The sequence below is a fragment of the Pantoea sp. Aalb genome (assembly GCF_009829985.1).
GTDB lineage: Bacteria > Pseudomonadota > Gammaproteobacteria > Enterobacterales > Enterobacteriaceae > SZZU01.
In genome coordinates this window covers 55901-73549 of record NZ_SZZU01000002.1, presented here as the reverse complement: position 1 = coordinate 73549, position 17649 = coordinate 55901, and the positions used below count along the sequence as shown (strand labels likewise).

Sequence of the window (17649 nt, the reverse complement as noted above, 5' to 3'; positions counted from 1 at the left end):
TGTATATCCATATATTTTATTTTAACATAAATTCTTCTCCTTGAATTATATCTTTTTTTAAAGTTGTTAACATACTGTATAAAAGTTGGCTTTCAAATATGCTTAACAATTTAAGAGGCTCAATTTTCTCTACACCATTTTTCCCTAGTATTAATGGCTGTGAAAAGAAACGGGTATATTTACCATCACCTTCTACATATGCACATTCTACTATGTTAAGTATTCCTTGTAGTCCATTAATGAGCGATAATACAAAACGTGCTGCTGCATATGCCATTGATAAAGTTGCTGATCCATTACCTACTTTAGCTGCTACGATCTCATTTCCAGCATTTTGAATACGTTTAGTCAAATTGATAATTTCTTTTTCAGTAAAATTAATATTTTTTACATGCGATAATAAAGGTAAAATAGTAATACCTGAATGTCCTCCAATAACTGGCACATTAATATCATTTGGTTGCTTATTTTTTAACTCTGCAACAAAAGTATTAGCACGAATGACATCAAGTGTTGAAATACCAAATAAACGTCTTTTATCATAGACTCCTATTTTTTTTAACATTTCTGCTGCAATAACTACTGTAGTATTTATTGGATTAGTTATAATCCCAATTAGTGCTTTAGGAACAGTATAAGCAATGTGTTTAATTAAATTTAAAATAATTTTACCATTAACATCTAATAAATCAGAACGCTCCATACCAGGCTTACGTGCTATTCCGGCAGATATGATCACTATATCAGAATTTTGTAGTGCAGATATTATATCTTTATTACTAAAATTTTCTATTTTTACTGTTGTTGGAATATGGCTTAGATCCATAATAACTCCAGGAGTAATCGGTGCAATATCATAAAGTGAAAGAATTGAACCTACAGGTAATTGAATCTTAAGTAATAAAGCAAGAGCTTGTCCAATACCACCAGCTGCACCAATAACAGTAACTTTCATTCTTAACTCCTTATGCATATTAGGAATTAGACATTATTTTAAATTTACATTAAGCTATTAATTTAATCAATCTTTTAAAAAGAGATTTATTTGTATTATTCTATATATTAGCAGTTATATTTATTCCTTTTTAAAAAATATTTTAGATATTAAATATTTTACTTTATAATAAGTAAAAAAATAATGATTTATTATCTAATCTACATGTAGACTTATAAATCTAAATTTTAGTTTTTTATATTAGAATACTATTAATTTAACTGATGATATCAGCATTATTTATATTTAAGATTGATTGTATTATATATATTTATTCATAAATAATTATTATTTAATTTGTATTAAATTTTATTTAAATATGTATTTCATTACTTAATTATTGCTTATTAAATAAATTATTATAATGATTTAATTTAATATACTTTTGATAAAATTTTCTTGAATTATGGTAACATATGCAAAGTTTATTTAAAAAAGATGATATTAATAGAGCTTTTAAAGCTTTATTAAGAGAAGAAAGATTTAGTTCACAAAGTGAAATTGTACAGGCTTTGCAAAAAAATGGTTTTAAGCATATCAATCAGTCAAAAATATCTCGCATGATGACTAAATTTGGTGCTGTTAGGATACGTAATGCTAAAAAGAAAATGGTATATTGTTTACCATTAGAATTAAATATACCAACTACTACAAGTCCTTTAAAAAATTTAGTACTCGATATAGATTATAATAATACTCTTATTATAATTCATACTAGCCCAGGCTCAGCACAATTAATAGCACGTTTATTAGATTCTTTAGGTAAAGAAGAAGGAATTCTTGGAACAATAGCTGGCGATGATACTATTTTTATTACACCTGAACGTCATTTCACAGTTAAGCAATTATATGTTTCTATTGTAATGCTCTTTAAACAAGGATTATAATAGTAATTATTTTTTATAAGTTAAGAGTAATATAATTATAAATGTTATTATAAATAACATTTATAATTACAAAACAAGAAAATTATTAATCTATTAAAATGAAAGTATAAATTAAAAAAGTAAAATATTTATAAGTTAGATTGTATTGAATAATAGATAATTGCTATCTATCTATATAAAGATGGATTTAATTAAAAATAAAATTAATATATTTGATTTACACTATTATCTTTTTATAAGAAATTTAAATTAATATTAAAATATGAATTTTTTAAATTAGCTACTTCAAATTGCAAATTGATATATTTGCTTCCTTGCGTATCTCATTTCAAGACATGTAGGCTTGCATATATTTAATGTGTCTATGAATACTAAATTAGTATGTAAATTTTTTATTTAAATAGTAAGATTATATAACAGTCCCACCTACAATTAATTGATTTATTTTAAGGGTAGGTTGACCGACACCTACTGGAACACTTTGACCATCTTTACCACAAATACCAGTACCTTTATCAAAGGCTAGATCATTACCAACCATTGATATTTGTTGCATTACTTCAATACCAGAACCAATTAAAGTAGCACCTTTAACAGGATTCATTACTTTACCTTTTTTAATAATATAAGCTTCTGATGTAGAAAACACAAATTTTCCAGAAGTAATATCCACTTGACCTCCATTAAAATTAGGTGCATATAATCCAAATTCTACACTTTCAATGATCTCTTCCGGAGTAGAGCTACCAGATAGCATGTAGGTATTAGTCATTCGAGGCATAGGTAAATATGCATAAGATTCACGACGTCCATTTCCTGTTGGATTCATTCCCATCAGACGTGCATTTAATTTATCTTGCATATAATTCTTTAATATTCCATTTTTAATTAATATATTATATTGACTTGGAACTCCTTCATCATCAATAGATAATGAACCTCGCAATCCTTTAAGAGTACCATCATCAACTACTGTACAAAGTTCAGAAGCTACTAATTGTCCAATTTTACCACTGAATACTGATGTAGAACGGCGGTTAAAATCACCTTCTAAACCATGTCCAATAGCTTCATGTAATAATATACCTGGCCAACCAGGACCAAGGACTACTGGTAAAGTACCGGCAGGAGTAGCAATTGCAGATAGATTCACTAATGCTATACGTACTGCTTCACGAGTCCATATATCTACTAATACTTCACCGTTCTTATCAGATGATAAAAAAAAGTCATATCCAGTACGAGCACCACCTCCGCTTGAACCACGTTCACGCTTACCTTGTTCTTCTACCTGAACACTAATCGAAAGACGTACTAGAGGTCTTATATCGGCAGCTAAAGTTCCATCTGTTGCTACAATTAACACTTGTTCATATATACCACTTAAAACTGCATTTACTTGCTGAACTCGTGGATCGGTATCACGTGCTATTTTATCTATTCGACGTAATAGTTCAATTTTATATTCACGCGTTAAACTATCTAGTGGATTAATTGAATCATATAGTGAACGGTTCATTATTGCCGATAATACATGTATTTTTCCATTAGAATCTTCACGTACAATATTACGAGCAGTTTCTGCAGACTGACGTAGTGTATTCAGCGAAATTTGATCAGAGTAAGCAAAGCCAGTTTTATCCTTTCTAACAGCACGTATACCCACTCCTTGATCTATATTATAAGAACCATCTTTAATAATTTTATCTTCTAGTACCCAATCTTCATGAATGCTGGATTGAAAATATAAATCAGCATAATCTAAACAACGTCCTGAAAGATATTCTAATAAAGAGAGAAGATCATGTTGATTAATGTTATTGGCAGCTAATAGCTGTTCACTTACTAATTTTATAGTCATTATTCCCTTCTTATTAAGAGTTTATAACATCATAAACTAATGAAATATACAGTAAATTTACATTAATAAGTTAATGTAAAATACATTACAATATTTTTATATTACTCATTTTTTTTATTTATTTTAATAGATAAAAATAAATAAAAGTGGCAGTGTAAAATTAAATAGTTTTTTAGTTAAAAATATAATGTTTTACTTTTTGACTATAAATTAATTGATAATAAAATTACATAAATTATATTAAAATGGGTTTAACTAAATTTAGTTTTAATAATAATTCTTATCTTTTAAAGAATGTTACATGAAGGTACTTTAATTTTTTGATGTTTATATAAATTTTACTTTTATGATGTAATAAATTATATGCTTCATAATATTAGTGATTTAAATAAATATACTAAAAGTATCATAGTTCTTTAATGAAAGAAAGTAATATAGTATTTAATTACTATACTAGTTTTTTCGCATTCTAAGAATGAAATAAATGTATTTAAAATATTAAATGTATAATAAAATTAGTTAATTTTGATAATTTCTTCTCCAATACATTAACTAATGTATGGTATTACTAATAGTAATAATATTTGATGTTAATTAAATTGAATAAATTTAACAAAAAAATAAGAATAAAAATTCTATTATTATTAATAAATGCAAAAACATTAGCAATTTTTTTTTATTAAAAATGAAATTACAGGCCAGATTATACCATCAACAATTGCATTCCAAAATATTTCTGATTGAAATGAAATATGAATAACCAAAAAATTTAATAAAAAAATAATTATTTTTACAAATAAAGACAATAACATAATAATCAGTATCTGATACCAAATAGCTAATTTAAGGAATAGATGAAGTTTTAAAACTATTAAAAAATAAGAAATAACTATAAATGCTAATGCATGTACTCCTAAAGTGGTTCCAATTATTAGATCTATAAATATTCCTAGAATAAAAATAATTCTTAAATTAAATAAATATGGAAAAACACTAGTCCAATAAATAAAGGTTAATAAAACCCATGATGGGTAAAATATACATGTACGTATTGGTAAAGGTATTATTTGTAAAATGATGGCAATCATAAAAGATAAAGAAATAATAAAGCGATTTTGGATACGATAATTAATCAAAATTTACTTCCAAAAGTATTTAAGGTTTCTTTATAAGATATTTTAGTTAATCTATTATTCTTACTTTGACATAATATGCATCAACCGTGTATTAGCAATACGATTAACCTCTTTTGAAGTTATAGTATTATGATGGGTACTCCATAGTAATAAATAATTCATTTGTTTAAAACTAGCTGTTGGATGTGCTTGAATAATAGTTTCAGAATGTTTAAAATTGGGTTTAACTGAGGAAACTATAGCCACTGGATAACCTTCTGGGAAACGATTGCCTATACCTGAAGCAACCAAAATATCACCAACACGAATATCGATATTTTTTGGCAAATGTTCTAATTGTAATTCATTATTACATCCATTACCAGAAGCAATCATGCGAATATCATTACGTAATATTTGGATTGGTATAGCATGTAATATATCACAAATAAGTAGTACACGACTAGTTAACCGGCTAACTGACATGACTTGACCTACAACACCTTTATCATCAATGACTGCCTGTCCTTTATAAACTCCATTAGCGCTTCCTTTATCTATAATCAATTGATCTATATAAGGATTATTACCTAAAGAAAGTACATTAGTAATAATTTTATATTCATTTTGATACAAAGGTGAACCAAGTAATTTACGTAGAGATATACTCTCCTCTTTGTAGTGTTTTAGTAATAATACCTCACTACTTTTTAAAAAAAGTTCACGCTGTAATTTTTTATTATCTACTTTAAGATTTTTATATGATATTAATTTTTGAGAAACAGTATCAAAAAATTGACGTACTTCATTTATTAAAAAATATAATGGACTCACCGATATATCTAAAGAACTTCTAATTTTAATAAAAGAATATATACGACTATCGGCGATAATTAAAACTATAGCCATAATAAATATCAAAAAAAACCGTAAATGCAAAGGAATTAACTTATTAATAATTAATTTCATAAATTTTATGTGTTCCTTAAAATTAAGAAACAACGTTCAATATATATTATGATACATAATCATAACGTTAAGGTTCTTTATTTAACTCATAAATATTAAATAATAAAAAATCACTCTTCGCTAAATAAATCACCACCATGCATATCAATCATTTCTAATGCTTTACCACCACCACGGGCTACGCATGTTAAAGGATCATCAGCTATAACAACTGGAATACCAGTTTCTTCTCTTAATAAACGATCTAAATTACGCAATAGTGCTCCACCTCCAGTTAATACCATACCTCTCTCAGAAATATCAGATGCCAATTCTGGAGGACACTGTTCAAGTGCTACCATTACAGCACTAACAATACCAGTCAATGGTTCTTGAAGTGCTTCTAATATTTCATTAGAACTCAAAGTAAAACTACGTGGAACACCTTCTGCTAGATTACGACCACGTACTTCAATCTCTCGAACTTCGTCTCCAGGATATGCAGAACCAATTTCATGTTTAATACGTTCTGCAGTTGCCTCACCAATTAAAGAACCATAGTTACGACGTACGTAATTAATAATAGCTTCATCAAAACGATCTCCACCAATACGTACAGAAGAAGAATAAACAACACCATTTAACGATATAACTGCTACTTCAGTAGTACCTCCACCTATATCAACAACCATTGAGCCTGTAGCTTCTGAAACAGGAAGACCAGAACCAATTGCTGCAGCCATAGGTTCTTCAATTAAAAAAACTTCACGAGCTCCAGCACCTTGAGCAGATTCACGGATTGCACGACGTTCAACTTGAGTTGCACCAACTGGTACGCATACAAGAACACATGGACTAGGTCGCATAAAACTATTACTATGTACTTGTTTAATAAAATGTTGGAGCATTTTTTCCGTTACAAAAAAATCAGCTATAACACCATCTTTCATGGGACGTATAGCAGCAATATTACCTGGTGTACGACCTAACATTTGTTTTGCATGATATCCAACAGCTGCTACACTCTTAGGAGAACCAGCACGATCTTGTCTAATAGCAACCACAGAAGGTTCATTTAATACAATACCTTGCTCTTTTACATAAATTAAAGTATTTGCTGTACCTAAATCAATAGATAAATCATTAGAAAACATACCACGAAATTTTTTAAACATGCTAATAGAAATAATCCTTCATGTAAAGAGAGCAAATTTATTTACTTTATCAGCGATATAAAGTTATTTCAATATTGAGAAATATTCTTATTTAAGTGAGAAAATATAATGAATAATTTCTTAGTTATTATTATATATTTTAAATATATAAATTTTTACTAAAAAAATGTTCTTTTGAATATTTTATATTCTAAATAAAAAAATATTTTTCAATATATTTGATTGAAATCTATTTATTAATAATAAACGTTAATTTATTAGTTTCAAATCTCAAATTTGAATATTAAAAAATTAAATGCTAAATTATGGTAATAAACCATGAAAACATAAATATTTATGTATATATAAGTATTTTACCACTTAAACTTAAAAATGTAACATACCTATATACTGATTTATACTACATTTATATCATTAGTTAATTTTTTAAAAATCCTATTTTTTATTATTTTATAATAATAAATTCATTAACTTAATTTTAAAATACTATATAATAAATACAATCTTACAAAAAGAAATTGATTTCTTATGAATAAAGATATTATCTTCACAATAATTGAATTCATTACTTAACTAATTTAGAATTATTTTTAAATATTAACTATATATAAACTTTTAAAATATATAATAGTTAATACTATTACTATATAATTTATATAGCCATTTGAATATAAAATAACAAATATACCTAAATACTAATAATTAAAAGTAAAAGAGCTTAAATATATAAAAATCATTAGTAACAATATTATTAATAGAAAATATTTAAATTTTAATCAATTAATTAGTAAATAAATAAATCTTTAATTATGTTATTAACATAACATGTATTATATATAAATAATAAATTAATTTTAAATAATTTTAATTTTTTTATAAATAAAATAAATCAAATATATGATTTTTAATGAGTTAAATAATTATTTATTAAATTTAATTATTATTTTGAGTAAACTATTTTATATGTATGTTACATATTAGAGATAAAATAAAATGAATAATAGAAAATATTTTAATTAAAAACTTTCAATTTGTTAACAACAATAATTATTTAATTTGATATGAAAAGTATCATTGATCACTATACTATAGTGTATAACATAAATAAATTAAAATTTTTGTTTATTTATGTTATACACAAGCTGAATATATTATTCAGTATATAATTAATTCTAAACAATGTTATAATATGATAACGAACATTAATTTACTCTATCATGCGAATTCAAATTAATATGGTTTATTGTTATCCTCTATAGCTATATTAAAATATTAAATATTCTAAATATCAAAGTTAAAATATAACTAATTAAATATCTTTAAATTAGTTTTATCATTCATACAAGTCTTTTAATATTATTTGAAACGAAATAAAAAAAATTTTTTTAGAATAAATATAAATTTTATTTATTTTGAGGTAATAGATTAAATATATTGAGATATTTTATGCCACAATAATTTTAGAAGATAAGGATAAGAAATAAATGAAACAAAGATTTCATGTATTAGTTTTAAATGGACCTAATTTAAATTTATTAGGAATACGCGAACCCAAAAATTACGGTGATATTACTATATCAAAAATTATTGATAATTTAACTCAAAAAGCTAATGAAAATAACGTAAAATTAAGTCATTTACAATCTAATGCAGAATTTCAATTAATTGATCGTATTCATAAAGGACGAGATAATGTAGATTATATTATAATTAATCCTGCTGCATTTACTCATACAAGCATTGCGTTGCGTGATGCTCTTTTAGCAGTAAATATTCCTTTTATTGAAATACATATTTCAAATGTACATGCGCGTGAACCTTTTCGACATTATTCATATTTTTCTGATATATCAGCAGGTGTGATATGCGGTATAGGTATAGATGGATATACCTGGGCTTTACAAACAGCAATAAAAAGACTATCCATTTCTAAAGTAAATATATAGAGTATGGAAACTATCCTCATGGATATACGTAAAATTAAAAAACTAATTAAAATAGTTGAAAAATCCAAAATTTATGAATTAGAAATATCTGAAGGCGAAGATTCAATTCGTATTAATCGCTCGGGTATTAATCTCACTTCTTCTATGCAAGAACAAACTTCTAAACCCACAATATCGCAGCTTGCACTTACAAAATCATCTGTATCATCTACTATCTTATCTGAAAAACCTCAAATTAAAAAAACAGAAGTAAGTAGCTATATTGTTCGTTCACCAATGGTTGGTACTTTTTATAATACACCTAGTCCTCAAGCAAAACCATTCATAGAAGTCGGTCAAAAAGTTAATGTAGGGGATACTTTATGTATAGTAGAAGCAATGAAAATGATGAATCGAATAGATGCTGATAAATCAGGAATTATTAAAGCTATTTTAGTAGAAACTGGACAATCGGTTGAATTTGACGAACCTCTTATAATAATAGAATAATAATTTCAATAGAATTAGAATAATAAGGCAAAATATGCTGGATAAAATTTTAATTGCTAATCGTGGTGAAATTGCTTTACGTATTTTACGTGCTTGCAAAGAGCTAGGTATAAAAACTGTAGCAGTACATTCTACAGCGGATAGAGATCTAAAACATGTTCTTTTAGCAGATGAAAGTGTTTGTATTGGACCGCCTCAATCATTAAAAAGTTACCTGAATATTCCTGCATTAATTTCTGCTGCAGAAATTACTGGGTCAGTTGCGATTCATCCAGGTTATGGTTTTCTATCTGAAAATGCTGATTTTGCCGAACAAGTAGAGCGCTCTGGTTTTATTTTTATAGGACCAAAAGCAGATACGATTCGCTTAATGGGTAATAAAGTTTCAGCAATTAATGCAATGAAAAAGGCTGGTATACTAACAGTGCCAGGATTTGATGGTCCATTAACTGAAAACATGAATAAACTCCGTGCTTTTGCTAAGCACATTGGATATCCAGTAATTATTAAAGCTTCTGCTGGTGGTGGTGGTCGTGGAATGCAAGTTGTATATCGTGATCAAGAACTTGAACAGTCAATTAATATAATTAAAGCAGAAGCTAAAGCAACTTTTAGTAACGATATGGTATATATGGAAAAATACCTTGAAAAACCTCGTCATATTGAGATTCAAGTATTAGCTGATGGTCAAGGTAATGTTCTTCATCTTTCAGAACGTGATTGTTCTATGCAACGTCGTCACCAAAAGATCATCGAAGAAGCACCGGCTCCAGCTATTACACCAACATTATCTCGTTATATTGCTAAACAATGTGTAAATGCTTGTATTAATATCGGTTACCGTAGCGTAGGTACATTTGAATTTTTATATGAAAATGGTGAGTTTTATTTTATAGAAATGAATCCTCGTATCCAAGTAGAGCATACAGTTACAGAGATGATTACTGGGATAGATCTAATAAAAGAACAATTACGTATTGCATCTGGTCAACCATTATTTATTAAACAAAAAGATATAGTAGTTTGTGGTCATGCAATAGAGTGTCGAATTAACGCTGAAGATCCTAATACTTTTCTCCCTAGTCCAGGAAAAATTACACGCTTTCACGCACCAGGAGGATTTGGAGTTCGTTGGGAATCTCATATTTATGCTGGATATAACGTATCTTCTTACTATGATTCAATGATCGGTAAGCTAATTACATATGGTGAAAATCGTAATGTAGCTATTTCTCGAATGAAAAATGCATTAACAGAATTAATTATTGATGGAATAAAAACAAACATCGAATTACATATGAAAATTATGTATAATAAAAATTTTCAACAAGCTAGAACTAACATACATTTTCTAGAAGAAAATTTTATTTAGAGAAAACATGATTTTTATTAGTTTTAAATACATATAATATTGCTCATATTTTACAACCTTTTTTAAAATCATGCCATTTATTCAAATTACAATTAATAGTACTAAAGAACATGCTAAAATTATAAGTGATAAATTCAAAGGAATAGGTGCTTTATCTATTACTTTTCAAGATTGTAATAGTAATCCAATATATGAACCTCTTCCAGGTGAAATGTTATTATGGGAAAAAACTAATGTCATTGCTCTATTTGATAATAAAATTAATATAAATAATATTTTATCTGAATTAAATCATTTTCTAAAATTAGATTTAGAGGAATGTAACTATAAAATAGAATATATTGAAGATAAAAATTGGCAACTAGAACATATGAATAATTTCCATGCACTTTATTTTGGTAAAAATTTATGGATTTGTCCAAGTTGGTGTAAAATTCCTAATCCTCTTGCAACTAATGTAATATTAGATCCAGGATTAGCATTTGGTACTGGTATCCATCCAACAACTTCACTATGTCTAACATGGTTGAGTAGTTTATGTCTACGAGATAAAACTGTAGTTGATTTTGGTTGTGGTTCAGGTATTTTAGCTATCGCTGCATTAAAGCTTGGAGCAGCTCATAGTATTGGAATAGACATTGATATACAAGCAATACAAGCTAGTTATGATAATGCCAACCGTAATAAAGTAGCTAAACAACTCTCATTATATTATTTACCTCAACATAAATTAAAAAATTTACAAGGAGATATTGTAATAGCAAATATTTTTTATAATTCATTATGTCAATTAGCACCAATAATTGCTACGTTAATAAAAACAGGTGGGCTTCTTGCTTTATCCGGTGTTTTAGGTAATCAAATAGAAATAGTATACAAAGCGTATAACAAATATTTTAAACTCAATATAATTACTGAAAAAGAGAAGTGGTATTTTATTACTGGAGTACGTTATTAATTATAAAAAATTTAAGATACTTAATTATTTTTTATAATTAATAAAAATATCATTTTATTTTTAACAAATTATCAAAATAATACTTATGTTTCTAGAAATATTTTCTAATACTCAGATAAGTAAATAGTGGAATCAATATCTAATCTACCGACTATTTTATCATTAATAATTAATTTTCAATACATATTTTTAGTTATTAACTAATAAAATAAATACTACTAAGACGTTAAAAGCATAATTTTTATATAATTTTATTTAAATGGAATAACAGGATCAAGTGATTTAAAAACCTTAAGTGATTTTATTAAACAAGTGACTTAAAAATTATTTTTTTCAATTAAATGGTCAAGATATCATTAATAATTTATATTATATACTATTTAGTAGAGATTGAACAATCTTTAATAGATGTAGTAATGCAATATACTGGTAGAAATCAGAGGAGAATAGCTTTATTAATGGGTATAAATCAAGGTACCTTACGTACGTAAAAAAAATATGTAATGAATTAATATTCATCGTAGTAATTTAAAAGCGATATAATTAATCTTAGCGCTCATTAATCTTGTTTATATTATCGATTAAAAAATAAAATAAATTTTTATTCAAGACTAGGCGTCATATAACGTAAATCAAATGGTGTAATTTGATAAACATAATAATTAAGCCAATTAGAAAAAAGTAAATTTCCATGACTACGCCACTTTGCACAAGGTAATAATTCTAGATTATCTTTAGGAAAATAATTATTAGGAATATTAGGATTTAAACCAGCATAAAAATCTCGATAATATTCATGAGATAATGTAAGCGCATCATATTCTGGATGACCAGTTACAAAAACAAGTCTCTTATCTTTACTTGCCATTAAATAAGCACCCGTAGTTTCTGAATCAGAAAATAATTCTAAATCTGTATAGTCAAGAATAAATTGACTGATAAAATCAGCATAACGCGAATGAGGAGCAAGAAATGTATCATCAAATCCACGGGTTAATAATGCATGTTGATGTACAATATGGTGTTCATAAACACCAAAAAGTTTACTTTTACGCGTTTGTTTAGGAATACCATAAAAAATATTTAATGCTGCTTGAACTGCCCAACAGACAAAAAGTGTAGATGTTACATGTTCCTTAGACCAGTAAAAAATATTTTTTAATTGTGACCAATACTCTACTTCGCCAAAGTTTACTAATCCTAATGGGGCTCCAGTAATAATCATTCCATCAAAATTATCATGTTTAATATGATCAAAGTTGCAATAAAAATTATTTAAATGTTCATCTGGTGTATGACGTGATTTATGATTATTAATACGTAAAAATTGTATATCAATTTGCAATGGAGAATTAGAAAGTAGACGCAGAAACTGGTTTTCAGTTTCTATTTTTTTTGGCATTAAGTTAAGGATCAGTACTTTTAATGGACGAATCTCTTGAATATTAGCACGAGATGATGTCATAATAAAAACGTTTTCATTACGTAAAAAACTTACTGCTGGTAACTCATCCGCAATTCTGATTGGCATAATCTACATACCTTATTTTCATAATAATGAAACTTAAATAATAAAATATTAATAAATAATTTTTAGATATTTTCGAGTAAACATTTTATTGACTATCATTTTATTTTAATCAATTAAAATATTTTATTTAGATTTATTAAGAGAATTTATTGTAGAGTAGAGTAAATACTTGTCTAATTTTATATAAATTAAATTCAATAACTATTAATAATATTAAATTACATGCATTAAGATAATATAAGAATTAATATAATATGATTTTAGAAAATCAATAAAATATAAATAAAAGTTATTAATGTATATTAAACGAATTTTGTGATTGATTAATAAAAAATATTAATTTTAACAATAAAATCATTCACTGTTATCTTGATAGAGAGATATTAGGAATAATAATTACAACAATAGATAGAATAAAAAATCAATGATTAAGATGTTAATTCTTATATTATAATTTCTAGTATTTCTTTTTAGTTATATAATAATATGAAAAAAATAAACCAACTTCAAATAAACAATACATAGGTATAGCTAATAAAGTTTGAGAAAAAATATCTGGAGGTGTGAGTAACATTCCAACAATAAATGTACCTATTAAAATATAAGAACGTTTATTTTTTAGATTTTCTGGTGTAGTAATACCACTCCAACATAGTAGTACAATAGCAATAGGTATTTCAAATGCTATTCCAAATGCCATAAAAATAGTCATAACAAAATCTAAATAGTTTGTAATATCAGTCGCAATAGTAACATCTTTCGGTACGGTTTTAGAAAAAAAACTGAATGCTAAAGGAAGAATAATAAAATATGCAAAAGCTATTCCCAAATAAAATAAAAATGTACTAAACAAAAGTAAAGGCATGATTAATTTACGCTCATGCCGATAAAGTGCTGGTGCTATAAAAGCCCATATTTGATATAATATCATAGGAATAGAAATAAATATTGAAACAATAACTGTAAGCTTAATAGGAGTTAAAAAAGGTGAGGTAACATTAGTAGCTATCATGTTACCACCTATCGGCAACTGTTTAATTAAAGGTAATGCAATAAAATGATAAATATCATTGGAAAAATATATTAGTACAAGAAAAATGATTAATACTGTAATAATACAATTTAATAATCTTTTACGTAGCTCAATTAAATGGCTAATAAGTGGTTGAGTATCTTGAACTGCCATAATTTATTATTATTCTTCATGCTTTTTGAAAAATATTTTTAAGTACTTTGTACAGTACTACTAATATTTAATTAATCTTAAATATAATAAAAAATTTAATTAAACACTGTATTATCTTTTATTTATACTCAATTTTTTATTTTGTAATAATTTAAGATATAAGCTATTAAATAACATCAACTTTATTTTCTGAATTTTCTATTTCTTTAAAATTGATAATTTTATTTATAGAATTGTTTATTCATTTAGTAGTTTTATTTAAATCTTTTATTGGATCTTTAAAATCTGTTAAGAGCACATTATGTATTTCTATTTCTGCTTTTTTTAAACTATCTTGTAATTCTTGACACTCCACTTCTTTTGTCAATTCATATTCTATATTAGCAACTGAAGAACGAATAGTTCTAATTAAACTTATTATATTTTTTATCACAATAGGTAGCTTTTGAGGACCGAGCACAATTAAACCTATGACAGATACCAATATTATTTCACTAAAACTAATATTAAACACAATGTATTTTGCTTATTTTTATGTGATTTTGGTTATTAAAATTAATATTTAAGTATTATGGTTTAAATTGAATTATTTTTTTATTATTTAAGTATCAATACCTTATAGAAAATAATACTTTATTAAATAATATTTTTATTTAATGATAAAATCAAGTATTAAGTTATTTATTTTTAGATAAAATAAATAACTATTTGTTTTTAAACCATAAAAATATTAATTTCACTTTTGTTAATAAAAATCAAATATTATAATAATTGTAATATTATTTCAATATTTATATTGAAATAATATATATGAAAATTATATTAATTTATTTGTATATACTGATAATAACTATTTATTAAAATCATTTACTAATCAATTAAATTAATTAAAATTTTAAAAAACCTTTTAATAAAAATAAAAGATTTAATTTGGATTTATTCAATAAAATTATACTATGTATTGCTAGTAATATACTACTATTCTAAATAAAAATAAGAAACTATTTCCCAATACTAATTGAAATTTATAGTATTGGGAATAAGAATACTATAAATACGCTTTATCAAAAACATAATTTAACTACATTGATTTCAATATCCTTGATCTCAGTATCCTTTAGAAGATAAAAAATCTTTTAATATATAAAATTCCCACTAAGACAAATATGATTAGCTGTTTTATGTAATAAATTAAACTTATTAATTAAAATCTTTCATAATCAAATTTTATTTGAATTTCATATTAATACTTTGAAAGCATATCTAGTTTTATTACCTTAATAACAAATTTCTAATCATTCTTAACTTTTAGTAATATAATACTCAACTATGTTATAGAAACACACTCTAAATATTTTATAATAAAATTATTAAACTAAATTTAACATTACCTTTGATTAATATTCTATAATTTTAAGAAGTAATGTCATTAAAAAAATCAATAAACTATATAGTATAAATATACAGAATTTTTCTTCTATTAGATATCGACTACTTCTTGATGAGAATCTTCCACTAATTGTGAATTAATAGGTCGTTTAATTTCAACGCCGAGTGCACGAAAAGCTTCACTTTGAGCAATTAAATTACCACGACCTTCAGAAAGTTTTTTCATTGCTAAGGTGTAGCTATTCTGAGCTTTATCAAGGCTATGTCCAATATTAGTCATATCATCAATGAATAATCGTATTTTATCGTATAGACGTGTAGCACGTTCAGCAATACGTTGTGCATTACGGCTTTGATGTTCATAACGCCAAAGATTGTTTATGGTACGTAAAGCTACAAACAATGTAGTAGGACTTACTAACATAATATTTTGCTGAAGTGCTTCACTAATCAACTCAGGTTGTTTATTAATTGCTAATAAAAATGCTGGCTCTATAGGAATAAACATCAATATATAATCAAGAGAACGTAATCCAGGTAATTGTTGATAATCTTTTTGACTTAATTGCTGTATATGACTACGTATTGCATTAAGATGCTCATGAATAGCTTTTTCTCGTATGACTTCATCTTCAGAGTTAAAATAACGCTCATAAGCTACGAGTGTCATCTTAGAATCAATAATTACATTTTTACCCTGTGGTAACTTAATTATTACATCTGGCTGTACTCTACTTTGCTGTTCTAACTGTACACTTACTTGAGTTTCATATTCATGCCCTTCGCGAAGACCAGAGTTTTCCAGCACACGACTCAGCACTACTTCACCCCAATTCCCTTGAATTTTATTATCACCTTTTAATGCTTTAGTAAGATTAATAGCTTCTTGAGCCATTTTTGAATTCAGCTGTTGTAATTGATGAATTTCATGTACTAATATATCTCTATCGCGTATTTCTTGGCAAAGATTATCATTCATTTGGCGTCTAAACTCATCTAATTTATCTCGTAATGGATGAATAAGACTGTTAAAGCTTTGTCGATTTTGTTCGTTAATACGTTGTCCAGTATTTTCAAAAATACGATTAGCTAAATTTTCAAACTGATCACTTAAACGTCTTTCACTATCAGTAAGTAGTCGTTGTTTTTCTTCAAAAGCAAAACGCGTTTCTTCTAAACGAATAGTAACTTCACGTAAATTTGCTTCCTGTTTACTATTAATTTCTATTTGATTGCGTAATTCGCAACTAAGTTTTTCACTTTCTTTACGCCAATAGTTTATTTGTTGTAAAAGTTCTTGATTATTACTAAGGGCACTGTTTAATTGACATAATTTTTGTTCACGTTCTTGTAATTGATGTTGTAATTGTTTGATATTTTGTTGTAGTTGATTTTGTGCTTCTATTAATAAATGTCGTTCTGTATTAAAACTAGCATGTTGATAACTAATACGAAAATAAGTGATAATCCACCCAATACCTAAACAAATAATTGCTAATACAATGCTAATAATCAGTTGCTGATACATAATCCCTAATTTTAAACTCATAACAGAGAAAATTACTTATAATATATTAAAATAACACTTATTAATACTTGGTTTAAGTTAAAAAGAATAATTTCCTCTCTATAATTATTTATTAAAAATTTTTAAAGAAAAAATATTGTTTATTTTTTATTAAATAAATTTAATAAATAAGTGCTACAAGTTATTTAATATAAAAGAATATAATTCTCAATTTTCATTTAGCAGTTAATAACTTTAAAAGTTATTAACTTAGATTTATAATATGTAATA

Annotated in this window: 14 protein-coding genes and 1 pseudogene; 6 read left to right on the top strand and 9 right to left on the bottom strand. The window is 25.7% G+C overall.

The features are described from left to right. Positions 1-16: 16 nt before the first annotated feature. A complete protein-coding gene (gene mdh, locus FD728_RS02800) occupies positions 17-955 on the bottom strand; it encodes a malate dehydrogenase (protein WP_159934620.1) in 939 nt (312 codons plus the stop codon). 455 nt (positions 956-1410) lie between these two features. Here mdh and argR point away from each other — a divergent pair, with 455 nt between their 5' ends. Continuing rightward, positions 1411-1881: a transcriptional regulator ArgR gene (gene argR / locus FD728_RS02795; RefSeq protein WP_159934618.1), complete on the top strand. Its 471-nt coding sequence runs from the start codon at positions 1411-1413 to the stop codon at positions 1879-1881. Positions 1882-2290: 409 nt separating this feature from the next. Here the strand turns inward: argR and tldD are convergent, their stop codons facing one another. The 4 genes from tldD to mreB form a co-directional block, all read right to left on the bottom strand. Continuing rightward, positions 2291-3742 carry a metalloprotease TldD gene (gene tldD / locus FD728_RS02790; RefSeq protein WP_159934616.1) on the bottom strand — a complete coding sequence of 484 codons (1452 nt, stop codon included), beginning with the start codon at positions 3740-3742 and terminating at the stop codon, positions 2291-2293. 662 nt (positions 3743-4404) lie between these two features. Next, positions 4405-4878: a rod shape-determining protein MreD gene (gene mreD, locus FD728_RS02785; protein ID WP_159934614.1), complete on the bottom strand. Its 474-nt coding sequence runs from the start codon at positions 4876-4878 to the stop codon at positions 4405-4407. A 60-nt stretch (positions 4879-4938) separates the two neighbouring features. Continuing rightward, a complete protein-coding gene (mreC, locus tag FD728_RS02780; protein ID WP_159934612.1) occupies positions 4939-5826 on the bottom strand; it encodes a rod shape-determining protein MreC in 888 nt (295 codons plus the stop codon). Positions 5827-5936: 110 nt separating this feature from the next. Continuing rightward, complete coding sequence (gene mreB / locus FD728_RS02775; protein ID WP_159934610.1) at positions 5937-6980, bottom strand: rod shape-determining protein MreB; 1044 nt, start codon at positions 6978-6980, stop codon at positions 5937-5939. Positions 6981-8464: 1484 nt separating this feature from the next. Here mreB and aroQ point away from each other — a divergent pair. The 5 genes and pseudogenes from aroQ to FD728_RS04745 form a co-directional block, all read left to right on the top strand. Continuing rightward, entirely contained in the window at positions 8465-8926 is a 462-nt protein-coding gene (gene aroQ, locus FD728_RS02770; RefSeq protein ID WP_159934608.1) for a type II 3-dehydroquinate dehydratase, read from the top strand. Positions 8927-8944: 18 nt separating this feature from the next. Then, a complete protein-coding gene (gene accB, locus FD728_RS02765) occupies positions 8945-9415 on the top strand; it encodes an acetyl-CoA carboxylase biotin carboxyl carrier protein (RefSeq protein WP_159934606.1) in 471 nt (156 codons plus the stop codon). Between the two features lie 34 nt (positions 9416-9449). Then, positions 9450-10787, top strand: coding sequence for an acetyl-CoA carboxylase biotin carboxylase subunit (gene accC, locus FD728_RS02760; RefSeq protein WP_159934604.1), 1338 nt, complete (start codon positions 9450-9452; stop codon positions 10785-10787). Positions 10788-10857: 70 nt separating this feature from the next. Further along, positions 10858-11745, top strand: a complete 888-nt coding sequence (prmA, locus tag FD728_RS02755) for a 50S ribosomal protein L11 methyltransferase (RefSeq protein WP_159934602.1) — start codon at positions 10858-10860, stop codon at positions 11743-11745. A 285-nt stretch (positions 11746-12030) separates the two neighbouring features. Beyond that, positions 12031-12236, top strand: a pseudogene (locus tag FD728_RS04745) (Fis family transcriptional regulator); the annotation flags it as partial. Between the two features lie 110 nt (positions 12237-12346). Here FD728_RS04745 and metA read toward each other — a convergent pair. The 4 genes from metA to rmuC all read right to left on the bottom strand — a co-directional run bounded on the left by metA (position 12347) and on the right by rmuC (position 17379). Next, on the bottom strand, positions 12347-13276 hold the full coding sequence (gene metA, locus FD728_RS02750) for a homoserine O-succinyltransferase (RefSeq protein WP_159934600.1): 930 nt from the start codon (positions 13274-13276) through the stop codon (positions 12347-12349). 457 nt (positions 13277-13733) lie between these two features. After that, positions 13734-14462, bottom strand: a complete 729-nt coding sequence (gene tatC, locus FD728_RS02745; RefSeq protein WP_159934598.1) for a Sec-independent protein translocase subunit TatC — start codon at positions 14460-14462, stop codon at positions 13734-13736. Between the two features lie 241 nt (positions 14463-14703). Next, the gene (gene tatB, locus FD728_RS02740) at positions 14704-14976 is read right to left on the bottom strand and encodes a Sec-independent protein translocase protein TatB (RefSeq protein WP_159934596.1); all 273 of its coding nucleotides are present in this window, start codon (positions 14974-14976) and stop codon (positions 14704-14706) included. Between the two features lie 966 nt (positions 14977-15942). Further along, positions 15943-17379 (bottom strand): DNA recombination protein RmuC, encoded by a 1437-nt coding sequence (rmuC, locus tag FD728_RS02735; RefSeq protein ID WP_159934594.1) that lies wholly within the window; start codon positions 17377-17379, stop codon positions 15943-15945. Positions 17380-17649 lie beyond the last annotated feature (270 nt).